Here is a 21,280-nt window from a genome sequence, read left to right on the forward strand (position 1 = left end):
CATGCGACTCGGGGTGCTGGACGTCGGATCGAACACCGTGCACCTGCTGGTGGTGGACGCCCACCGCGGCGCACACCCCACACCGATGCACGACGACCGGTCGGTCCTGCGGCTGGCAGAGCACGTCGGCCCCGACGACGTGCTGTCGAAGGCGGGGGAGAAGGCGCTGCTCCGAGCGGTGCAGGAGGCCTGCGTCCAGGCGGAGAAGCACGGCTGCGACGAATTCCTGGCGATGGTCACGTCCGCGATCCGCGAGGCGTCGAACGGCCTGGAGGTCCTCGACCGGATCCGCCGGCGGACCGGTGTCGACCTGCAGGTGCTCACCGGTGAGGAGGAGGCCCGCCTGACCTTCCTCGCCGTCCGCCGGTGGTTCGGCTGGAGCGCGGGGCGGCTGCTGGTCCTCGACATCGGTGGCGGGTCCCTGGAACTCGCCTGCGGGGTCGACGAGGACCCCGACGTCGCGCTCTCGCTCCCACTGGGCGCCGGGCGGATGACGCGGCGGTTCCTGCCGGAGGCGCAGGCGGGCGGGCGGCCCGATCTCGCCGGGCTGTCCACGCTCGAGTCGTATGCCACCGACCTGCTCCAGCCGGCCGCGAAGAAACTGCGTGGAACGGGCAAGCCGGATCTCGTCGCGGCCACCAGCAAGACGTTCCGGACGCTGGCCCGGCTGACCGGTGCCGCCCCCTACTCGGCCGGTCTGCAGGTCCCCCGGGAGCTGAACGCCGACGGGCTGGGCCAACTCGTCGGCTTCGTGTCCCGGATCGAGTCCGCCGCGCTGGCCGAGCTGCGAGGTGTCTCACCCGATCGCGCGCACCAGGTTCCGGCCGGCGCCGTGGTGGCAGCCGCAACGATGCGTGCGCTGGACGTACGGTGCGTGAGGATCTGTCCGTGGGCGCTGCGGGAGGGTGTCATCCTGCGCAGGCTGGACTCGATGGGAGGGTCGTGATGGCCGAGCCGGACTGGAACCCGGACACGGGAGGACGCTCACTCGCCGAGATCCTGCGCGAGGCCGGCATCGAGTCCGCCAACCGGGCCGCCCGTCGCCGGTCCTGGGACGATCCCGAGGAGACCGGGATCCGCCAGCGGCGGGCCGCGGCCGCGGCCGCCGACGGCGTCGCCGGCCCGACCGGGTACGGACGACGCCGCGGCGACCAGTCCGGCGCGACGCCCCCGGCCGTGGAGCGGCGGCAGCATCCCGACCGGCGCCAGCCCCGGATCGCCGCGCCCGACTCGTCGACGGCGGCCATTCCCGGCCTGCGGCCGGATCGCAAACCCGGCGTCCCCGCCGGCTCGGCGATGCCCAGCGCGCCGGTTCCCCTCCGCGGGCCCCAGGTCTCCGAGCCGGTCGGCCAGCGGGCAGCACAGCGGGCCACCTCCCGCCCGGCCCGGGAACCGGACCATCCCTCCACCGGGCCGATCCCGGTGGTCCGGCCCGACCAGATCGCCGCCGACCTCGACGACGACGCCACGCCGCGGGAGAGCGCGCTGGCCTGGCTGCGGTTCGCCGGCGAGCTGGTCATCGCACTGGCCGCAGGCGTCGGCGTCTACTTCGCCGCCACCGTGCTGTGGGAGATCGTCCCGCACGTCGCCGTCCTGCTCGCCCCCCTCGCCGTGACCGGGCTGGTCACGGGGGTCGGCGTCTGGCGGCAGCGCCAGGGCCGGGAGCCCGTGGGCCCCCGGCTGCTGGCGATCCTGGTGTTCGCCGGGACGCTGCTGACGATCGCGCCCGCGGCCGGACTGCTCGCCGCCGGCTCCTGACGCGGCGGCGGCTCAGCCGCCGGTCCCCTCCTCCTCCGCGCGCGCGAACTCCTCGAGGATGGCGGCGCTGAACGCGTCGAGGTCGTCGGGGTTGCGGCTGGTGATCAGGTTGCCGTCGACGACGACCTCCTCGTCCACCCAGTCGGCGCCGGCGTTCCGGAGGTCGGTCGCCAGCGACGGCCACGACGTCATGCGGCGGCCGTGCACCACCCCGGCCTCGATGAGCACCCAGGGGGCGTGGCAGATCGCCGCCACCGGCTTGCCGGTTTCGAAGAAGGACGTCACGAAGGCCACGGCATCGGAGTCGGCACGGAGGAAGTCGCCGTTGATGACGCCGCCGGGCAGGACCAGGGCTCCGTAGCCGTCGGGGTCGGCGGTGCTGACGACGGCGTCGACCTGCTTCTTGTCGCCCTTCTCGATGTGGTCGTAGGCGGTGATCGTGCCGGTCCGGAGGGAGACCAGCTCCGGCTCGGCGCCGGCCTCCTCGAGCGCCTGCCACGGCCGGTCGAGCTCGACCTGCTCCACTCCGTCCGTCGCCAGCACGGCCACTTTCATCCCGCTCAGCTCTCCTGCCATGGGGCGGCGGCTACCCGGGCCCCGGACGGGACACACACCGGCGCACTACGGTTTCCGGCGTGCCCGTGCGCCCCGGATCCGAGCTGCGCCGCCTGTGGGCGGGACGGCTGTCCGGTCGCGTCCTGGCCCGGCCGCTGCCCGCCGTGGCGGACGTGGTGCGGGTCGCCGGCGCGCTCGTGGACGACGGTTGCACGGTGGCCCTGGAGCACGTGCCCCGGCCGGGGGAGACCTCCGCTCCCGCGCTGCTCGAGCTCGTCCGCGAAGTGTCCGCCGCCGGCCTGGCCGCCGCCTGCGAGCTGAGCGTTCCGGTCGACACCGACGGCGCGCGGACGGTGGCCGCCGCGGCCCTCGACGCCGGGCTCGCGGTCGTCCTGGCCGGACCGGCCGCTGACGTCGACGCCGTCGGCCTGCCCGGCGCCGGCGTCATCGTTCGCGCGGGCGAGCCCGGCGCCGAGACCCGGTGCCGGGAGCTGGCCGGCGGACACGTCCGCCTGGTCCGGGGGCCGGGGCGCCGCGGCGCCACCGACCTCGCGTTCGTGCGCTGCCTCAACGTCCTCATGGCCGCGGAGGGGCGCCCGGGCATCGCGGTGTCCGATCCGCGCCTGATCGCCATCGCCGGGGAGCGGGCGGCCTGGAACGGCCGCACGCCCGACAGCTGGGAGCTCGTCATGCCCTACGGAGTCCTGATCCACGAGCAGCGGCGGCTGGTCGCCGCCGGAGACACGGTCCGCGTGGCCGTGACCCAGGTGCCGGGTGGCCGCTCGTGACCGCCTCGGGTCGTCGTGGCCTCGCCATCATCGGTGGCGGGAAGATCGGTGAGGCCCTGCTGTCGGGGCTGGTCCGCCGGGGAGGACCGGACGGCATCCTGGTGTGCGAGCGCAGCCCCGAGCGGGCTGCCCAGTTGGCCGAGCGCTACGGGGTGGGCGCCGTCGACCTCGGTGAGGCCGCCGTCCGCGCGCGGGTCCTGCTGCTCGCGGTCAAGCCTCAGGACATCGACGTCCTGCTGAGTCGGCTGAGCCAGCACGTGGACACCGGCCACCTCGTCGTCTCCGTGGCCGCCGGGGTGCCGACGAAGCGGATCGAGGCCGCGCTGCCCGACGGCATCCCGGTCGTCCGGGTCATGCCCAACACCCCGGCTCTGGTGGACGAGGGCATGAGCGTGCTCTCGGCGGGTGCGCACGCCGGGGACGAGCACCTCGACGAGGCGGAGGCGCTGCTGGCCGCCGTGGGACGGGTGCGCCGGGTGCCGGAGGACCAGCAGGACGCCGTCACGGCGCTCTCGGGGAGCGGGCCGGCGTACTTCTTCTACCTGGTCGAGGCGATGGTGGACGCCGGCATCCTGCTCGGACTGCCGCGGACGCTGGCCGTCGACCTGATCGTGCAGACGGCGCTGGGGTCGGCGGTGATGATGCGCGACTCCGGCGAGCACCCGGTCCAGTTGCGAGAGGCGGTCACCAGTCCCGGGGGGACGACGATCGCCGCCGTGCGGGAGCTGGAGCGGCACGGTGTTCGGGCGGCGCTGATCGCGGCGATCGAGGCCGCGCACGCCCGCTCGGTCGAGCTCGGACGCGACAAGGCCTGAGGTTCAGGGGGTCGCTGCGACGGCTCGGGCGGCTGGCGCGCGGCCGGGCACGGTAGTCCACATGTCGACCCGACGCCAGCACTCTCCGTCATCGACTCGTGACGGTGTCGCGAAACTCGCCGCACAACAGTTCTCGGGTGTTTCATACGTGTAGTTCTGCCGAGGACGGACCGGTCCGCCTGTTCGATTCACCCATCGCACCAGTCACGCCTGTCCCCTTACGCTCTGTGGCAGCGCATGCGTGTTCAGTTGCCGGTGGGGAAGCCGGCGCCACGACATGAGCTAGGTCCGGAGACGAAGACATGACCATGCCCCAGCGCGCTGCCGCCCCCGCGATGTCCCGTCCGGGCGTGCCCGGCCCCCGGCCCGTCGGCCGCCCCATGGCCGCCACGATGGCCCGCCCCGTTCCGCCTCAGCACCCGGCCGCCATGCCGCTCGGCCGCCCCAGTGTCCCGGCCCCGCGTGCCGCGGTGACGTTCCTGACCGTCGCCGAGGTCGCCGCGATGATGCGCGTCTCGAAGATGACCGTGTACCGCCTCGTCCACGCCGGCGAGCTCTCCGCCGTCCGCGTCGGCCGTTCCTTCCGCGTGCCGGAGCGGGCCGTGCAGGACTACCTGCGCGACGCCTACACCGACATCGCGTGAGAGGACCCCGTCCTCCTCATCCCTCGCTCCGGGTGAGCCTCTGGACGGGGCCACGGCCGGTTCCACCCGACGGGAGCCGGCGCCTGGCCGGGGTGTCGCGCCGAGCGGCCCCCGGAGGGTTCCCGAAGGCGTGACATGACGCACCCCGCATGGCGGGGCGTGGCACGTGGTCGCGGTGCGATCCGGAGGATCGCGATGTCGTCGCAACGTGGTCGCGGTGTCGCCCGGAGGGTGACGGTGTTACAGCGTCGCGGGGCGGCCGGTACGCTCGGACGCCGGGTGACACCGGGCCCCTGGTCCGGTGTTCACGTTCGAGCTGATCTATTTCGTGACGACGTCGGGAGCACCACGTGGGTTCGGTCATCAAGAAGCGGCGCAAGCGGATGGCGAAGAAGAAGCACCGCAAGCTGCTGAAGAAGACGCGCGTTCAGCGACGCAACAAGAAGTGAGCTGACGCACGTGCCGCCAGCGGTCGTTCTCGTCACCGGTGTGAGCCGGTGGCTGGGTGGCGCGCTGGCGGCCGAGCTGGCGGCCGACCCGTCGATCGGGCGAGTCATCGGTGTGGACACCGTCCCGCCGTCGCAGGAGACGCTGCGCCGTCTCGGGCGCACGGAGTTCGTGCGGGCCGACATCCGCAACCCGCTGATCGGCAAGGTCATCGCGGCGGCGTCGGTCGACACCGTCGTGCACATGAACATCAGCTCCACCCCGGCGGGATCCGGCGGGCGGGTGCCGATGAAGGAACTCAACGTCATCGGCACCATGCAGCTGCTCGCCGCGTGTCAGCGGGCACCGTCGGTGCGCCGGTTCGTGCTGAAATCGACCAGCGCGGTCTACGGGGCGTCCTCGCGGGATCCCGCGGTGTTCACCGAGGCGATGCAGGCCCGGGCGGTGCCCTCCGGCGGCTTCGCCAAGGACAGTCTCGACATCGAGGGCTACGTCCGCGCGTTCTCGCGCCGCCGGCCCGACGTCGACGTCGCGGTGCTTCGCTTCACCAACTTCATCGGTCCGCGGATCGACTCCCTGCTGACCGGCTTCTTCCGCATGCCCGTGGTGCCCACCGCACTGGGGTACGACGCCCGGGTCCAGCTCCTGCACGAGGACGATGCCCGCGCGGTGCTCACCCGGGCGACCACCGGGTCGTTCACCGGCACCGTCAACGTCGGTGGCGAGGGCACCCTGCTGTTGTCGCAGGCGATCCGCCGCCTGGGCCGCATCGAGATTCCCCTGCCCTCGCCGGCCCTCGGGTCGGTCGGCCGCCTGTCCCGGCGGTTCGGCTTCGTGGACTACTCCCCGGAGCAGATGCGGTTCCTCAACTTCGGCCGAGTGGTCGACACCACGGTGCTCCGCGAGGAGTTCGGCTACACACCCCGCTACACCGCGGAGGCCGCGCTGGCCGACTACGCCCGCACCGTGCCGCCGGTGGTCTCGCCGCGGCTGGTGAACTCGGTCACCTCACACCTCCGGTCGGTGGTGGAGCGCGCCGGCGACACCGCGTCCGCGGTCGGTGAGCGGCTGCATCCGCCGCCGCCGGCTCCTGGACTCCGGGCGGTACGCGATGCCTGAGGCCCGGGTGATCCCGCTCCGTCCCGACGACGACGAGCCCTACGTCCAGGCGGCGTCGGCAGCGAACTGGGAAGAGCAGCTGGCCGGCGGGCTGGAGTTCCTCCGCCGGCGGATGACCGGCGAGTACGAGACCGACGAGTTCGGCTTCGATCCCGACCTCACCGATCATCTGCTCCTGCCGGCGCTGCGCCCGCTGTTCCGGAAGTGGTTCCGGGTCGAGAGCCAGGGGCTGGGGAACGTGCCGACCACCGGTGGGGCACTGGTGGTCGCCAACCACTCGGGCACCCTCCCGGCCGACGCGCTGATGACGATGGTGGCGCTGCACGACGAGCACCCGGCCCGGCGCCGGCTCCGGCTCCTCGGTGCCGACCTGGTCTTCGAGCTGCCGTTCATCGGCACGATGTCCCGCAAGATGGGCACCACGCTGGCCTGCAACGAGGACGCCGAGCGGCTGCTCACCGCGGGAGAGCTGGTCGGTGTCTTCCCCGAGGGGTTCAAGGGCATCGGCAAGCCGTTCCGCGAGCGGTACACGCTGCAGCGGTTCGGCCGGGGAGGTTTCGTCACAGCGGCCCTGCGGACCGGCGTCCCGATCATCCCGTGCGCCATCGTCGGTGCCGAGGAGATCTATCCGATGATCGGCAACGCCAAGACGGTGGCCCGGCTGCTGGGGCTGCCCTACCTGCCGATCACGCCGACGTTCCCGTTGCTGGGCCCGCTCGGCCTGGTGCCGCTGCCGTCGAAGTGGCTCATCGCGTTCGGGGAGCCGATCGAGACGGCCCAGTTCGGACCCGCCGCGGCGGAGGACCCCATGCTCGTCTTCAACCTGACCGACCAGGTGCGCGAGACGATCCAGCACTCGATCTACCAGCTGCTCCTGCAGCGCAAGAGCGTCTTCGGCTGACGCGACGAGCGGGGGCCGGAGGCTCCCCGAGGAGTGTCACGAGCCGCGCAACCCATCAGGGGAACGGGACGGACCCGCGGGACCGTACGTGAGCCGCCCCGCGAGGTGCCGCGACGAGTGGGGGCCGAAGGCTCCCCGAGGAGTGGTAGCAACGGCTCGGCGCAGCAGGGGCACGGCTCGTGGCCGCGGTGTGATCCGGAGGATCACCAGGGAAACTTGTTGCGTCGGCGCAGCGCCACCGCACCGCCGACCAGGCCGCCGGAGAGAGCTGCCGCGGCGACGGTGGGGACCCCGATCTTCGCCGCCTTCCGGCCCGTCCGGTAGTCGCGGATCGTCCAGCCCCGCGCCCGCGCGACCGCGCGGAGCTCGGTGTCGGGGTTGACCGCCACCGCCGTGCCGGTCAGGGACAGCATCGGCAGGTCGTTGGCGGAGTCGCTGTAGGCGGTGCAGCGGCTGAGATCCAGCCCCTCCCGCTCGGCCAGGGCGAGGACGGCCTCCGCCTTCGCGGGACCGTGCATCAGCTCGCCCACCAACCGGCCGGTGTACCTGCCGTCCACGACCTCGGCCACGGTGCCCAGGGCGCCGGTCAGCCGCAGCCGGTGGGCGATGATCGAGGCCAGTTCGACCGGTGTCGCGGTCACCAGCCAGACGCGCTGCCCGGCGTCGAGGTGCTGCTGGGCCAGCCTGCGGGTGCCGGCCCAGATGCGGTCGGCCATCAGTTCGTCGTAGATCTCCTCGCTGGCCTGCACGATCTCCTCGACCGGGCGACCGGCGACGAACGCGAGGGCGTTCTCGCGGATGGTGTGCATGTCGTCGGCGCTCTCGTTGCCGGCGATGCGGAACTTGGCCTGCTGCCAGATGAAGCCGTAGAGGTCCCGGCTGGAGAAGTACTTCCGGGCGGCCAGTCCGCGGGCGAACCAGAACAGCGAGGCGCCCATCATCATCGTGTTGTCGACGTCGAAGAACGCCGCGGCCGTCAGGTCCGGCGTGACGGCCGGCGGACCCGCCACCTCGGCGGCCGCCGCGGAGGCGGCCCCGGCCACGTGCGCCCGGGTCTCTTCATCGGTCACCGTCTGGGCGCGTGCGGACCGGCGGCCCGGCAACGGCACTCGCGGCACGAGCGACCTCCCTGCGATCGATCCGCCACCCTGCTCGAGGGCCCGATGCCTGGACCCTAGCGGGATCGGTGGGGCCTGCTCCGACGGGTCAGCAGTTGCCGACGCCCAGGGGTGGGAGACAGACGCTCACCGAGCCGGGCGGCAGCTGGATGGTGGGACTCGAGGGCGCCTTCGGCGCCGAGGACGGCAGCGGCGGCAGCAGGCCGTCACCGGGCGTCGTCGGCGTCGGCGTCGGGACGACCGGAGTGGGCAGCACACCCGGGCCCCCGCCGGTGCCCGGACCGGTCGTGGTCGGAACCGCCGCGGGCGGAACGGTCGGGAGCGCAGGAGTCGTCACCTCCGGGGCCGTGCCGCCGCCCGGCTGGCCGGTCCCGGGATCGGTGCCGCCGCCACCCGTCGGCCCCGGCGGGGTCACCTCGGGAGCGGCGCAGGCGGCGGGCACGGGCCCGAGGTCGTCGCTGCCCTCGACAGCCGGTCCGGCAGGGCAGGCCAGAGCCGCCTCCAGGCCGCCGGTCCGAGCACCGACCTCGGCCAGCAGCGTCAGGGACCGCTCGACAGCGTCGGCGGCGGCGTCGGGGACCAGCCCCTCGAGCGCGGCCAGCCCGCCGGCCTGCGCGAACGCCCACTCGGCGAGATCTTCCAGCGGCCGGGCGTCCTCGGTCGCGACCGCGCGTTCGGCCAGCCAGACCGCGCCCTGCTGCGTCTGCCCGTCCATCGTCCGCAGCGTCTCGAGCACCAGGGCCGGGTCAGGGCCCGTGGCCGAGACGGTCCCCCCGGCAGGGTCCGCGGGGGTCGCGGCCGGCAGGGCGGTCGCGCCGTCCGCGACGAGGGTTTCCAGCTCGTCGAGCCGGGTGCTGGCGAAATCCAGGAGCGTCCGGCCGCGGGAGTCGCCGGCCAGGGCGAGCTGCGTCTGCTCCGTGCCCCGCTTGAGGTCGTAGAGGACGTCCCCGGGACCGGCTCCGTCGGCGACGGCCACCAGCGCGGCCAGTGCGGTCACGGTCAGCGCCGCGCCGGTCAGGCCCGCGGTGAACCTCGCCCGCCGGCGAGCGGGCGGGAGCTCGGGCGCGCGTCCGGCCAGGAGGCGCTGCAGCCCCGAGGCGGGCGCCTGGGCGGGTGTGCGCACGGCGGCCATCGCGACGAGGCGGGCGCGGGTGGCGGCGCGGAAGTCGGGGTCGGGCTCGCCGTCGAGGGAGGGAGCGAGCCGGCGCAGCGCCGCGACGGCCATGTCCTCACGGGCATGGCCCGGGCGGTCGTACGCGCTCACCTGTGGCCTCCGGACGTCGATCCTGCGAGGAGGCCATCGCCCGGCCCACCTCGCTGCACCCGATCCAACGACGGGTCGGGGGATTCGGTTACGCCCCCGACGATCTTCTTCGCGGTCATTGCAGACCTTCCGGCAGGAGGCCGCCGAGGCGGCGCACCGCGCGATGCTGGAGCGCCTTGATGGCGCCGTCCTTCTTGCCCATGATCTGGGCGGTCTCGGACACCGAGAGACCGTGCAGGAAGCGCAGCACGATGCACTCCTGCTGCTCGCTGCCGAGCTGTCGGACGCACTCCAGCAGCTGCTGGTTCGTCAGGTGCTGGAGGACCGCGTCCTCGGGGCCGTCGGTGGCCCGGTCGGCGTCGCGCATGTCCGCGGTGGTGACCTCGAGCCGGTAACGGCTGCTCTTCACGTGATCGCGGATGATGTTGCGGGCGATCGTGACCAGCCAGGCGCCGACGTCCCGGCCCTGGAAGGACAGCGAGTCGATCCGGCGGAGGGCCCGCACGAACGTCTCGCTGGTGATGTCCTCGGCGGTCGCCCGGTCGCCGACCCGGTGGTAGGCGTACCGGTGGACCATCGTCACGTAGTGGTCGTAGAGCCGGCCGAACGCCTCCGCGTCGCCCTCCTGCGCCTGACGGACCAGCGCCCAGACATCCACGCCGGCGGGGGCCGGGGCGAGCTCGGCGAGCTCCTCCTCGGCGAGAGGCTCCGCGTCGTCGGGCCGGCTCCCGGGCGAGGGCAGGATCTCCGTGCTGGCCCGCGGATGCGGTGTGGGGCGCGGCCGCGGCGAGGGTCTCGGGCGCGAGGCGGCCGGCGGCCGCTCGGCGTCCAGCGGATGCGGCATGCGGGCGATCGACCTCCTCGTCGGCCCGCGTACCAGGACCGTCTCTCCCCAGCGCGTCCGACGGGGGCGGCGCGCGATGCTGCGGGGCTGGTCCCATAGTGACAACATCGCTACAGCCCGTCCACGCCAGCTTGCCCGAACGCACCCATCCGTGCCACCGGCGGCCGGCTCGTCGCAGCAGCTCCAACGGAGGAGATGTGGAAGAGGCAGGCACGTCGCTGGCCGAACTCGTGCGGACCGCCGCCCGACGCCGACCCGAGGCGCCCGCTGTGGTCGCTGCCGACCGGCGGCTGAGCTGGGCCGAGCTGGACGCCGCCGTCGACCGGTCCGCAGCCGGGTACACGGCGCACGATCTCGCGCCCGGTGACCGGGTGGCGGTCCAGCTCCCCAACGGACTGGACTGGCTGTGCGCGGCGCTGGGTGCTCTGCGCGCCGGTCTGGTCGTCGTCCCGGTCAACACCGCCTACACCGATGCCGAGCTGGAGTACGTCCTCTCCGACTCGGGCGCCCGGCTCCTGGTGGCGGCGACCGACCGGTCCCCGGTCGCCGGGGTGCCGGTCTGCACCGGTCCGCCGGACGCCGACGGTCCGCCGCCCGAGGTGGCGATCGATCCCGAGGCGCCGTCGTTCCTGGCCTACACCAGTGGGACGACGGGCCGCCCCCGCGGCGCGATCCTGACCGCCGCCGCACTGCGGGCCAACCAGGAGCAGTGCCTGGCCATGACCCCGCCGCCGGTGCGGGAGGACGACCGGGTGCTGCTGGTCCTGCCGCTCTTCCACGTGTACGGCCTCAACGCAGGGTTCGGGCTCGTGGCCGCCACGGGTGCCTGCGCGGTGCTGCAGGAGCAGTTCGACCCACGCGCCTCGCTGACGCTCATGGCCGAGGAGCAGGTGACCGCCGTGCCGGGAGCGCCGCCGATGTACCAGGCCTGGCTGGCCACCGCCGACGCCCTCGGCAACGACGCCGAGCTGCGCCGTGGGTTCGCCGCGATGCGGATGGCCTCCTCCGGCGCCGCTCCGCTGCCCGAGGACGTCTGGACGGCCATGCGGGACAGGGCCGCCGTCACCGTCTGGGAGGGCTACGGGCTGACCGAGGCGGCGCCGGTCGTGGCCAGCACGCTGGCCACCGGTCGGGCCAAGCCCAACTGCATCGGTGGCCCCGTGCCGGGTCTGGAGCTCGAGCTCCGCGACACCGCCATGACGGAGTCCAGTGCGGAAGGGCTGGACCCGGAGGACCACCTCGAGGGGCCCGGTGAGATCTGGCTGCGTGGTCCGAACCTCTTCGCCGGCTACTGGCCCGACGGCGCGGACGCGCCGGACGCCGACGGGTGGCTGGGCACCGGCGACCTGGCCTACCGCGACGCCGACGGCGATCTGCACCTCGTCGACCGGCGCAGCGACCTGATCCTGGTCAGCGGTTTCAACGTGTACCCGGCGGAGGTGGAGCGGGTCCTCGACACCCATCCGGCCGTCGCGGAGAGCGCCGTCATCGGGGTACCCGACCCGCGTACCGGCGCCGCCGTCCGCGCCGTCGTCGTCGTCCGGCCCGGTGAGCACCTGACGTTCGAGGACCTCCGGGCGCACGCCGCGGAGTCGCTGGCCCGCTACAAGGTGCCGACGTCGGTGCACTTCCTGCCGGCCCTGCCACACTCGCTCACGGGCAAGGTCAGTCGGGCCCGCCTGCGGGAGCTCGGCCTGACCGGTCAGGACACGGCCGGGGACGTGGGGGTGGTCGCCGATGACTGACGCCGCGCCGCGCCTGCAGCTGCTCACCCGGGCCGGCTGTCACCTGTGCGAGACGGCCGCGGAGACGCTGGCCCGGATCGGCGGCGAGGCGGGCTTGGTCCCTGAGGTCGTCGACGTCGACGGCGATCCGGAGCTCCGGGCGGAATACGGCGATCGCGTGCCTGTCGTCCTGCTCGACGGGCAGGAGCACTCGTACTTCACCGTCGACGTCGTCCGGCTCCGGCGGGATCTGGGGATCACCTGAGACGACCCCCTGCAGGGCCCCGCCGCCGGCCCCGTCCCGAGGCTCGCCCCGAGCGTGCGAGGGGTGAGGAGGACGGGGTCCTTCTCGGTGGGGGGCAGGGGGTCCTTGCACCCCTCGATGGGGGGTCTCCGGGGGGTCGTCAGGGTGGTCTCCACCACAGCGACACCCGTACGGGCCGGTCAGCGCGCAGCGCGGCGGTCGGCAACTTTGTTCCTGCGTTCACAAGCGGCTAACGTGGCGGACGCGAGCGAGTCGCGCCCGCATCCCGATGTCTTTGGAACGTCGCTGCACTGCGCCCGGCACCCGCCGGGAGGACCGTGCGCGACTGCTGTGGAGAGCCCGTGATCCAGCCGCGGCCCCGGACCATCCCGGAGGCCACCGTCGCCCGCCTGGCCGTCTATCTCCGCGTGCTGACCGCTCTGGCCGACGGCGGCCGGAGCACCGTCTCCTCCGGTGAGCTGGCCGCGGCGGCCGGCGTCAACCCCGCCGGGCTGCGCAAGGACCTCTCCCACCTCGGCCCCTGTGGCGTCCGCGGCGTCGGCTACGAGGTCCGCACCCTGAGCGATCGCATCTCGCGGGTCCTGGGCGTCGGTCGATCGCGTGCCTGTGTGCTGGTCGGTATCGGCAACCTGGGCTCCGCGCTGGCCGACTACGGCGGTTTCGGCTCCCGCGGCTTCGAGTTCGTCGGCCTGTTCGACGCCTCGCCGGCCCGCATCGGGCAGCGGATCGGCGGGCACACGGTGCGCTCGGTCGAGGAGCTGGAGGACGTCGTCGCGGCGACGCAGGCCTCCATCGGCGTCATCACGACGCCGGCCGAGGTGGCCCAGTCGGTATGTGACCGGCTGGCCGCGGCCGGGGTGAAGAGCATCCTGAACTTCGCGCCGGTCACCCTTGCCGTGCCCGCGGGCGTCGACGTGCGCAAGGTCGACCTCTCCGTGGAACTCCAGGTCCTGGCCTTCCTCGGCCAGCAGCGGCTGGGGCGGGCGGGGCAGCTGGAGCCCGTCGAGGAGCCGGCGTGAACGAGCGTGCACGTTCCGCCATGAGTGCGGCCAGCCTGCGAATGCGGCCGACGAGCGCCCACGAGGAGGACTCATGAGCCTCCTCGCGGTGGGTGTCTCCCACCAGACGGCACCCGTGGCGCTGCTCGAGCAGTTCGCCATGGGCCCCGACGACCGGGTGAAGGCGCTGCACGAACTGGTCGGCAGCGACCACGTGAGCGAGGCCCTCGTGCTCGCGACCTGCAACCGCATCGAGGTGTTCGCCGAGGTGGACCGCTTCCACGGCGGCGTCACCGACGTCAGCCGGGTGCTGGCCCGCCAGGCCGGTGCCACGGTCGAGGAGCTCTCCCCGTACGTGACCGTCCACTACGAGGACCAGGCCGTCGCGCACCTGTTCACCGTCGCCTCCGGGCTGGACTCGATGGTGGTCGGCGAGACACAGGTGCTCGGCCAGCTGCGTGCCGCCTATGCCCTCGCGCGCGAGCAGGGCACCGTCGGGCGTGCCCTGCACCCGGTCGCGCAGCGGGCGTTGCGGGTGGGCAAGCGGGTGCACACCGAGACCGGCATCGACCGGGCCGGTGCGTCGCTGGTCTCCGTGGCCCTCGACCGGGCCGAGCACGTCATCGGCAGCCTGCGCGACCGTGCCGTCCTCGTCGTCGGCGCCGGGTCCATGGGGGCCCTGGCGGCCACGACGCTCGCCCGCCGGGATGCCGCGGTCGTGGTCAGCAGCCGGACCGAGGCCTCCGCCGCCCGGCTGGCCGACAGCGTCGGCGGTCGCGCCGCTGACCTCGCCGACCTGACCATGGAGCTCGCTGCCGCCGACGTCCTGGTCACCTGCACCGGCGCCACCGGCCTGGTGGTCGGCACGGACGTCGTCGCCGATGCGATGTCGGACCGGGACGGGCGGCCCCTGGTCGTCGTCGACCTCGCCCTGCCCCGGGACGTCGACCCGGGCGTCGCCGCGTTGCCGGGCGTGCACGTCGTGGATCTGGCGCTGTTGCAGGGGGAGCGTGCCGCCACGCCGGGCCGGCCCACCGCCGGCCCCGTTGCCGCCGACGACATCGCCGCCGCCCACGCGCTCGTGGAGACCGAGACCGCGCTGCTGCGTGCGGAGCGGCAGGCCGCCGAGGTCGCGCCGACGGTGTCGGCCCTGCGCAGCCAGGCCGCCGAGGTGGTCGACGCCGAGCTGCTGCGGCTGTCCACGCGGCTGCCCGACCTGGACGCCCGCGCTCGCGCCGAGATCGCCCGTACCGTCCGCCGGGTCGTGGACAAGCTGCTGCACGAGCCCACCGTGCGGGTCAAGGCACTGGCCGCGACGTCGGGGGAGACCGATTACGCGGGGGCTCTCCGGGCGCTGTTCGGCCTCGGGATCGACACCCCGGTGGAGGTCCTGTCCGACGCGGTGACCGTCGACCCCGAGTTGCGGGCGGGGGAGGCATCGTGACCACCTCCACCGTCACGACCACGCTGCGGCTCGGGACCCGGGCCAGCGAGCTGGCCCGCACGCAGTCCCAGACCGTCGCCGACGCCATCACCGCGGCCACCGGCGCGGCGGTCGAACTCGTGCCGATCGTGACCCAGGGCGACCGCTCGTCGGCCGCCATCGCGCAGCTGGGCGGCACGGGCGTCTTCGTGGCCGCGCTCCGCGAGGCGCTCCTGGCCGGTGAGGTGGATCTCGCCGTGCACAGCTACAAGGACCTCCCCACCGCACCCGAGCCGGGGCTGATCATCGCCGCCGTCCCCGACCGGGAGGACCCCCGCGACGCGCTGGTCGCCCGGGACGGCCTCATCCTCGGCGAACTGCCACCGGGGTCGAAGGTGGGCACCGGTGCGCCCCGCCGGGTCGCCCAGCTGCGCGCCCTCGGCCTGGGGCTGGACGTCGTCCCGATCCGGGGCAACGTCGACACCCGCCTGGGTCGTGTGGTCGGGTCGGGTGGGGAGGGCGCAGATCTCGATGCCGTCGTCCTCGCCCGGGCCGGCCTCAGCCGGCTCGGCCGGCTCGGGATGATCACCGAGACCCTCGACCCGCTGCAGGTGCTGCCCGCCCCTGCCCAGGGGGCCCTCGCCGTGGAGTGCCGGACGAGTGACGCCCGCACCCGGGAGCTGCTCGGGCGGCTGGAGAACTCCGCAGCCCGCGCGTGCGTGCTGGCCGAACGCAGCACGCTGGCGACGCTCGAGGCGGGGTGCAGCGCCCCGGTCGCCGCCTACGCCGAGGTGGCCGAGGGAGACCACGGTCCCGAGCTGTTCCTGCGCGCCTCGGTGACCGCCATCGACGGCAGTGACGCCGTCCGTGGCTCGATCACCGGACCGCTGCCGGAGGCCGTCGCCCTCGGGCGGGCCCTGGCAGCCGAACTCCTCGACCGCGGCGCGGTCGAGCTGATGGCGGTCACCCCATGACCGCCGCATTCCCCCAGACCCCCGCACAACAGGCCCTCCGGGCCATGACACATGCCCCTTCCGGGGCCAGGATCAGGAGCACGCGATGACGCGCTTCCGCAAGACCGCAGGCCAGGCCGGCCGGGTCGTCTTCGTCGGAGCAGGCCCGGGTGACCCCGGCATGCTCACCGCACGGGCGACCGCAGCGCTGGCCGAGGCCGCCCTCGTCCTCGTCGACCCGGACGTCGCGCCCGCCGTCCAGGACGCCGTGCGGGAGATGCACCCCGGTACGGAGCTGAGCCCGGCCGTCGGCGAGCCGGCCGAGGTGGCCAAGACCGCCGTGGCCGCCGCCAAGAACGGCGCGGTCGTGGTCCGGCTGGTCGCCGGTGACCCCTACAGCGCCGACGCGGTGGTCAAGGAGGTGCTGGCCGTGGGCCGCACCTCGGTGCCCTTCGACGTCGTCCCGGGTGTGGCAACGGCCACCGCCGTCCCCGCCTACGCCGGCGTCGCGACGGGCGGCACCACGGTGACCGCCGACCTGCGCAGCGGGGTGGACCTGACGGCGCTGGCCGGTGCGGCGAGCTCCACCGGCGGCACCCTGGTCCTCCAGGGCACCGCCGAGGACCTGCCCGACGCCGCTGCCCGGCTCGTCGAGGGCGGGTTGTCCGGCAGCACGCCGGTCGTCGTGACCACCGGCGGTTCGGGGACGGCGCAGAAGAGCGTCGTCGCCAAGCTCGTCGCGGTGGCCGAGAAGACCGCCGGCCTGGACTCCGTCACCGGCCCCGTCGTGGCCACCGTCGGCAGCGCCGTCGACAAGCGCGCCCGGCTGTCCTGGTGGGAGAGCCGGCCGCTGTTCGGCTGGCGGGTTCTGGTGCCCCGCACCAAGGACCAGGCCGGCGAGATGAGCGACCGGCTGCGTGCCTACGGCGCCGTGCCGGTCGAGGTCCCGACGATCGCCGTCGAGCCGCCGCGCAGCCCCGCGCAGATGGACCGCGCGATCAAGGGCCTGGTCACCGGCCGCTACGGCTGGATCGTGTTCACGTCGGTCAACGCGGTGAAGGCCGTCCGCGAGAAGTTCGTCGAGCTGGGCCTCGACGCCCGTGCGTTCGCCGGCGTGAAGGTCGCCTGCGTCGGTGAGCAGACCGCCGACGCCGTGCGCGCCTTCGGCATCGTGCCGGAGCTGGTGCCCTCCGGGCAGCAGTCCAGTGAGGGCCTGCTGGCCGACTTCCCGCCCTACGACGACGTGTTCGACCCGATCGACCGGGTGCTGCTGCCCCGCGCCGACATCGCGACCGAGACGCTCGCCGCCGGGCTCCAGGAGCGCGGCTGGGAGATCGACGACGTCACCGCCTACCGGACCGTCCGGGCGGCCCCGCCGGCCGCGTCGGTCCGCGAGGCGATCAAGGGCGGCGGCTTCGACGCGGTCTGCTTCACCTCGTCGAGCACGGTGCGCAACCTCGTCGGCATCGCGGGCAAGCCGCACGCCAAGACCGTCGTCGCCGTGATCGGCCCGGCCACCGCCGCCAGCGCCCAGGAGTTCGGCCTGCGCGTGGACGTCCAGCCGGAGACCGCGGCCGTCGCGCCGCTGGTCGACGCGCTCGCCGAGTACGCCGAGTCCCTGCGCGCCGCTGCGGAGGACGGGGCGGAGAAGTGAGCTCCGGCTTCGCGCGCGGGCGCCGGCTGCGGTCGACGCCCGCGCTGCGGCGGCTGACCGCCCAGACCCGGCTGTCCCCGGCCGACTTCGTGCTGCCGGTCTTCGTCAAGCAGGGCATCGAGGAGCCGGTCGCGATCGGCTCCATGCCCGGCGTCGTCCAGCACACCCTGGACTCGCTGCGGAAGGCCGGGCAGGAGGCGGCCGAGGCCGGCATCGGCGGGATGATGCTGTTCGGCATCCCCGGTGAGAAGGACCCGGTGGGCTCGCAGGCCGACGCCGCCGACGGGATCGTCAACGTCGCGCTGCAGCAGCTGCGGGCCGATCTCGGGAACGAGCTCGTCCTCATGGCCGACCTCTGCCTGTGCGAGTACACCGACCACGGGCACTGCGGCGTCGTCACGCCCGCCGGGGTCGTGGACAACGACCCGACCCTGGACCGGTACGCCGCGGTGGCGGTCGCGCAGGCGCAGGCCGGCGCTCACGTCATCGCCCCCAGCGGGATGATGGACGGCCAGGTCGCGGCGATCCGCCGGGCGCTGGACGGGGCGGCGTACACCGAGACGCCGATCCTGGCCTACGCCGCCAAGTACGCGTCGGGCTTCTACGGCCCGTTCCGCGAGGCGGCCGAGGGTGCCCCCCGGTTCGGGGACCGCTCGACCTACCAGATGGACCCGCCCAACGCCGACGAGGCGCTGCGCGAGGTCGCCCAGGACCTCGCCGAGGGTGCCGACGCCGTCATGGTCAAGCCGGCGCTGCCCTACCTGGACATCGTCGCCCGGGTCGCTGACGCCGTGCACGTGCCGGTCAGCGCCTACCAGGTCAGCGGCGAGTACGCGATGGTCGAGGCGGCGGCCGCCAACGGCTGGGTCGACCGCGAGCGGGCGATCCTGGAGACCCTGACCGCCATCCGTCGTGCGGGTGCCGGGACCGTGCTGACGTACTGGGCGGTCGAGGCCGCACGTCTGCTGCGCTGATGGGTGCGCCGGGTCAGAGCTACGTCGAGCACGGGGGGACGTGGCGGCCGTTCTGGATCGTCGCCGTCGCGTTCGCGGTGTTCCTGGCGCTGGACCTGGCACTCCCGGGCGGCGACGTGCCGGCCCTGCTCTGGCTGGTCGCGATCGTCGTCGTCCTGGGCATCGTGGCCGCCGGCTGCCTGTCCGCTCGACGCGTCTGGACCGTGCGGGTCGACGACGGCGGGCTCTCCGTCGGGCGCGAGACCGTGCGGTTCGCCGAGATCGACGTCGAGCACCTGCGGTCGGTCGATTCCGGCGTCGATGCCGGCGCCCCGGTGCTCGGCGGGGGCTGGTCGCTGCCCCGCGGCCGGACCGGCCTGCCGCTGAAGCTCACCGACGGCCGGACCGTGCTGGTTCCCAGCCGTGACCCGGCGGCGTTGTACGAGGCACTGACGGTGCGTGTGGCCGACACCGCCGCCGACACCCCCGGCAGCGCGTCGGCACCAGAGGGGACACTGGGGTCGTGACCTCGCTGGACAGCTCCGCCTACACCTACGAGGCCCCGGCGTCGGCCGACCTCTTCGCCCGTGGCCGGACGATCATCCCGGGCGGGGTGAACAGCCCGGTCCGCGCCTTCCGCGCCGTCGGCGGGACGCCCCGCTTCATGGCCGAGGGGTCGGGGCCCTGGATCACCGACGCCGACGGGCGGCGCTACGTCGACCTGGTCAGCTCGTGGGGGCCGCTGATCCTCGGGCACGCGCACCCCGCCGTCGTCGAGGCGGTCACCGCCGCCGCCCGGCGCGGGCTCTCCTTCGGCGCCCCCACCGAGGGTGAGCTCGACCTCGCCGAGGAGATCCGCGACCGGATGCCCCCGGTGGAGCGCGTGCGGCTGGTGAACTCCGGCACCGAGGCGGTGCTCTCCGCCGTCCGGCTGGCCCGCGGCACCACCGGCCGACCGCTGATCGTGAAGTTCGCCGGCAACTACCACGGTCACGTCGACTCGCTCCTCGCCTCGGCCGGTTCCGGCGTCGCCACCCTCGGGCTGCCCGACACCCCCGGCGTCACCACCGGAGCCGCCGCCGACACCGTCGTCCTGCCCTACAACGACGTGGCCGCCCTCGAGGCCGTCTTCGCCGAGCGGGGCAGCGAGATCGCCTGCGTCATCAGCGAGGCAGCCGCCGGGAACATGGGCGTCGTCCCACCGCTGGACGGGTTCAACACCGAGTTGCGCCGGATCACCGCGGAGCACGGCGCGCTGTTGATCCTCGACGAGGTCATGACCGGCTTCCGGGTGTCCCGCTCGGGCTGGTACGGGCTGGACCCGGTCGACGCCGACCTGTTCACCTTCGGGAAGGTGATGGGCGGCGGACTGCCGGCCGCCGCGTTCGGCGGGCGTGCGGACCTGATGGACCAGCTGGCGCCGATCGGGCCGGTCTACCAGGCGGGCACGCTGTCGGGGAACCCCGTGGCGGTGGCCGCCGGCCTGACGACGCTGCGCCACTGCACCGACGAGGTCTACGCCCACTGCGACGAGGTGGCCGCCGTCCTCCGCGGCGCCGCGAGCGCGGCGCTGTTCGCCGCGGGCGTTCCGCACCGGGTGCAGCAGGCCGGCAGCATGTTCTCGGTCTTCTTCGTGTCCGACGAGCGCCAGGTGCGGAACTACGACGACGCCCGCACCCAGGACGTCGCCCGCTACACCGCCTTCTTCCACGCCCTGCTGGCCCGCGGGGTCTACCTCCCGCCGTCGGCCTTCGAGGCCTGGTTCGTCAACGCCGCGCTGTCGGGCGAGGCCCTCGACCGCGTGCTCGAGGCGCTGCCCGCGGCCGCCCGCGCGGCAGCGGAGGTCTCGGCGTGAGTGATTCGACCGTCGTCCACCTGCTCCGCCACGGCGAGGTGCACAACCCGGGCAAGGTCCTCTACGGCCGGCTGCCCGGCTTCCGCCTGTCCACCACGGGTGAGGCGATGGCGCTGGCGGCCGCCGAGTGGTTCCAGGGCAGGGACGTCACGCACCTGGTGTCCAGTCCGCTCGAGCGCGCGCAGCAGACGGCCGCGCCGATCGCCCGGACGCTGTCGCTGCCGGTCCAGCTCGACGAGCGGCTGATCGAGGCCGGCAACGCGTTCGAAGGGCTGCGGGTCGGGGTCGGCGACGGCGTGCTCCGCGCCCCCCAGCACTGGTGGAAACTGCGCAACCCGTTCCGGCCGTCCTGGGGCGAGCCCTACGTCGAGATCGCCGCGCGCATGCTCGCCGCCGTCGAGGCCGCCCGGGACGCCGCCCGGGGGCACGAGGCCGTCCTGGTCAGCCACCAGCTGCCGATCTGGACGGCGCGGCTGCACGTCGAGGGACGCCGCTACGCGCACGACCCGCGCCGGCGGCAGTGCGGCCTGGCCAGCGTCACATCGGTGACCTACGACGGCGACCGGCTCCGCGGCGTCTCCTACGCCGAGCCCGCCGGGGCCACCGATCCCGACGCGGTCCCCGGGGCATGAGGCGGCTCACCGGCGCCGTCCTCGGGCTCCTGCTGCTCGCCGGATGCAGCTCGGGGTCCGAGGCCGTCGACGTCAACAACGGGGGCGAGTTCCGGTTCGTCGCGGCGACCCCCTCGGGTGAGGTCATCCCGCCCGCCGAGCGGGCGTCCGCGCCGGAGTTCTCCGGCACCCTCCTGGGGGGCGGTGCCTTCTCGTCCGAGGAGCTGGCGGGGGACGTGGCCGTGCTCAACTTCTGGGGTTCCTGGTGCGGGCCCTGCCGGGTGGAGACTCCGGAGTTCCAGGAGGTCTACGCCGACGTCCGGGACGACGGCGTGCAGTTCCTCGGGCTGAACGTGAAGGAGACCAGCGAGCAGTTCGCCCTGGCCTTCGTCGAGCGCTTCGGTATCGAATTCCCCTCGCTCTACGACCCGCGGGGGGAGGTCGCCCTGGCGTTCCGCGACTACCCGGCGACGGCCATCCCGTCGACCATCGTGCTGGACCGCGACCACCGCGTCGCGGCGGTCTACACCGGCGAGGTGTCGCAGGAGGACCTGCGCCGCGTGCTCGACCGGGTGCTGGGGGAGGTCTGAC

At 74.1% G+C, this 21,280-nt stretch carries 23 protein-coding genes; 19 read left to right on the top strand and 4 right to left on the bottom strand.

Translation table 11 applies throughout. The features are described from left to right. Nucleotide 1: 1 nt before the first annotated feature. Nucleotides 2-946: a Ppx/GppA family phosphatase gene (locus tag CHB94_RS09725; protein WP_089336508.1), complete on the top strand. Its 945-nt coding sequence runs from the start codon at nucleotides 2-4 to the stop codon at nucleotides 944-946. Continuing rightward, nucleotides 946-1,758, top strand: a complete 813-nt coding sequence (locus CHB94_RS09730) for a hypothetical protein (protein WP_089336384.1) — start codon at nucleotides 946-948, stop codon at nucleotides 1,756-1,758. The genes CHB94_RS09725 and CHB94_RS09730 overlap by 1 nt, the downstream gene beginning before the upstream one ends. Nucleotides 1,759-1,770: 12 nt before the next feature. Here the strand turns inward: CHB94_RS09730 and CHB94_RS09735 are convergent, their stop codons facing one another. After that, nucleotides 1,771-2,313, bottom strand: coding sequence for a type 1 glutamine amidotransferase domain-containing protein (locus tag CHB94_RS09735; RefSeq protein ID WP_254920541.1), 543 nt, complete (start codon nucleotides 2,311-2,313; stop codon nucleotides 1,771-1,773). A gap of 80 nt (nucleotides 2,314-2,393) precedes the next feature. On the opposite strand from CHB94_RS09735, the gene CHB94_RS09740 reads away from it, so the two are divergent. The 6 genes from CHB94_RS09740 to CHB94_RS09765 all read left to right on the top strand — a co-directional run bounded on the left by CHB94_RS09740 (nucleotide 2,394) and on the right by CHB94_RS09765 (nucleotide 7,027). Continuing rightward, the gene (locus tag CHB94_RS09740; protein WP_089336386.1) at nucleotides 2,394-3,101 is read left to right on the top strand and encodes a hypothetical protein; all 708 of its coding nucleotides are present in this window, start codon (nucleotides 2,394-2,396) and stop codon (nucleotides 3,099-3,101) included. Continuing rightward, entirely contained in the window at nucleotides 3,098-3,916 is an 819-nt protein-coding gene (gene proC, locus CHB94_RS09745; RefSeq protein ID WP_089336387.1) for a pyrroline-5-carboxylate reductase, read from the top strand. The genes CHB94_RS09740 and proC overlap by 4 nt, the downstream gene beginning before the upstream one ends. Before the next feature lie 302 nt (nucleotides 3,917-4,218). Next, the gene (locus CHB94_RS26125) at nucleotides 4,219-4,560 is read left to right on the top strand and encodes a helix-turn-helix domain-containing protein (RefSeq protein ID WP_254920542.1); all 342 of its coding nucleotides are present in this window, start codon (nucleotides 4,219-4,221) and stop codon (nucleotides 4,558-4,560) included. Between the two features lie 301 nt (nucleotides 4,561-4,861). Continuing rightward, nucleotides 4,862-5,014 carry a hypothetical protein gene (locus tag CHB94_RS26940; protein WP_438264931.1) on the top strand — a complete coding sequence of 51 codons (153 nt, stop codon included), beginning with the start codon at nucleotides 4,862-4,864 and terminating at the stop codon, nucleotides 5,012-5,014. A 5-nt stretch (nucleotides 5,015-5,019) separates the two neighbouring features. After that, nucleotides 5,020-6,126, top strand: coding sequence for an NAD-dependent epimerase/dehydratase family protein (locus CHB94_RS09760; RefSeq protein WP_089336388.1), 1,107 nt, complete (start codon nucleotides 5,020-5,022; stop codon nucleotides 6,124-6,126). Next, nucleotides 6,119-7,027 (top strand): lysophospholipid acyltransferase family protein, encoded by a 909-nt coding sequence (locus tag CHB94_RS09765; RefSeq protein ID WP_089336510.1) that lies wholly within the window; start codon nucleotides 6,119-6,121, stop codon nucleotides 7,025-7,027. Before CHB94_RS09760 ends, CHB94_RS09765 begins: the two co-directional genes overlap by 8 nt. Nucleotides 7,028-7,230: 203 nt before the next feature. On the opposite strand, the gene CHB94_RS09770 is transcribed toward CHB94_RS09765, so the two are convergent. The 3 genes from CHB94_RS09770 to CHB94_RS09780 form a co-directional block, all read right to left on the bottom strand. Then, nucleotides 7,231-8,097, bottom strand: a complete 867-nt coding sequence (locus tag CHB94_RS09770; protein ID WP_254920543.1) for an HAD family hydrolase — start codon at nucleotides 8,095-8,097, stop codon at nucleotides 7,231-7,233. 136 nt (nucleotides 8,098-8,233) lie between these two features. Then, on the bottom strand, nucleotides 8,234-9,409 hold the full coding sequence (locus CHB94_RS09775) for a DUF5667 domain-containing protein (protein ID WP_089336390.1): 1,176 nt from the start codon (nucleotides 9,407-9,409) through the stop codon (nucleotides 8,234-8,236). 115 nt (nucleotides 9,410-9,524) lie between these two features. Then, on the bottom strand, nucleotides 9,525-10,253 hold the full coding sequence (locus CHB94_RS09780; RefSeq protein WP_089336391.1) for a sigma-70 family RNA polymerase sigma factor: 729 nt from the start codon (nucleotides 10,251-10,253) through the stop codon (nucleotides 9,525-9,527). 197 nt (nucleotides 10,254-10,450) lie between these two features. On the opposite strand from CHB94_RS09780, the gene CHB94_RS09785 reads away from it, so the two are divergent. The 11 genes from CHB94_RS09785 (at nucleotide 10,451) to CHB94_RS09835 (ending at nucleotide 21,279) form a co-directional block, all read left to right on the top strand. Next, complete coding sequence (locus CHB94_RS09785; protein ID WP_089336392.1) at nucleotides 10,451-11,998, top strand: AMP-binding protein; 1,548 nt, start codon at nucleotides 10,451-10,453, stop codon at nucleotides 11,996-11,998. Then, the gene (locus tag CHB94_RS09790) at nucleotides 11,991-12,242 is read left to right on the top strand and encodes a glutaredoxin family protein (RefSeq protein WP_089336393.1); all 252 of its coding nucleotides are present in this window, start codon (nucleotides 11,991-11,993) and stop codon (nucleotides 12,240-12,242) included. Before CHB94_RS09785 ends, CHB94_RS09790 begins: the two co-directional genes overlap by 8 nt. Nucleotides 12,243-12,583: 341 nt before the next feature. Beyond that, a complete protein-coding gene (locus CHB94_RS09795; protein ID WP_089336394.1) occupies nucleotides 12,584-13,261 on the top strand; it encodes a redox-sensing transcriptional repressor Rex in 678 nt (225 codons plus the stop codon). 73 nt (nucleotides 13,262-13,334) lie between these two features. Continuing rightward, the gene (locus tag CHB94_RS09800) at nucleotides 13,335-14,684 is read left to right on the top strand and encodes a glutamyl-tRNA reductase (RefSeq protein ID WP_089336395.1); all 1,350 of its coding nucleotides are present in this window, start codon (nucleotides 13,335-13,337) and stop codon (nucleotides 14,682-14,684) included. Continuing rightward, nucleotides 14,681-15,637: a hydroxymethylbilane synthase gene (gene hemC / locus CHB94_RS09805; protein WP_089336396.1), complete on the top strand. Its 957-nt coding sequence runs from the start codon at nucleotides 14,681-14,683 to the stop codon at nucleotides 15,635-15,637. Before CHB94_RS09800 ends, hemC begins: the two co-directional genes overlap by 4 nt. Before the next feature lie 85 nt (nucleotides 15,638-15,722). Beyond that, entirely contained in the window at nucleotides 15,723-17,270 is a 1,548-nt protein-coding gene (locus tag CHB94_RS09810) for a uroporphyrinogen-III synthase (RefSeq protein WP_089336397.1), read from the top strand. Beyond that, on the top strand, nucleotides 17,267-18,244 hold the full coding sequence (gene hemB / locus CHB94_RS09815; protein ID WP_089336398.1) for a porphobilinogen synthase: 978 nt from the start codon (nucleotides 17,267-17,269) through the stop codon (nucleotides 18,242-18,244). The genes CHB94_RS09810 and hemB overlap by 4 nt, the downstream gene beginning before the upstream one ends. Further along, nucleotides 18,244-18,750 carry a transport-regulating membrane protein Mce1N gene (mce1N, locus tag CHB94_RS09820; protein WP_089336399.1) on the top strand — a complete coding sequence of 169 codons (507 nt, stop codon included), beginning with the start codon at nucleotides 18,244-18,246 and terminating at the stop codon, nucleotides 18,748-18,750. Before hemB ends, mce1N begins: the two co-directional genes overlap by 1 nt. Further along, a complete protein-coding gene (hemL, locus tag CHB94_RS09825; RefSeq protein WP_089336400.1) occupies nucleotides 18,747-20,078 on the top strand; it encodes a glutamate-1-semialdehyde 2,1-aminomutase in 1,332 nt (443 codons plus the stop codon). Before mce1N ends, hemL begins: the two co-directional genes overlap by 4 nt. Then, complete coding sequence (locus CHB94_RS09830; protein ID WP_089336401.1) at nucleotides 20,075-20,710, top strand: histidine phosphatase family protein; 636 nt, start codon at nucleotides 20,075-20,077, stop codon at nucleotides 20,708-20,710. The genes hemL and CHB94_RS09830 overlap by 4 nt, the downstream gene beginning before the upstream one ends. After that, entirely contained in the window at nucleotides 20,707-21,279 is a 573-nt protein-coding gene (locus CHB94_RS09835) for a TlpA family protein disulfide reductase (RefSeq protein WP_089336402.1), read from the top strand. The genes CHB94_RS09830 and CHB94_RS09835 overlap by 4 nt, the downstream gene beginning before the upstream one ends. Nucleotide 21,280 lies beyond the last annotated feature (1 nt).

It is taken from the genome of Blastococcus mobilis, from assembly GCF_900188025.1.
Classification (GTDB): Bacteria; Actinomycetota; Actinomycetes; order Mycobacteriales; family Geodermatophilaceae; genus Blastococcus_B; species Blastococcus_B mobilis.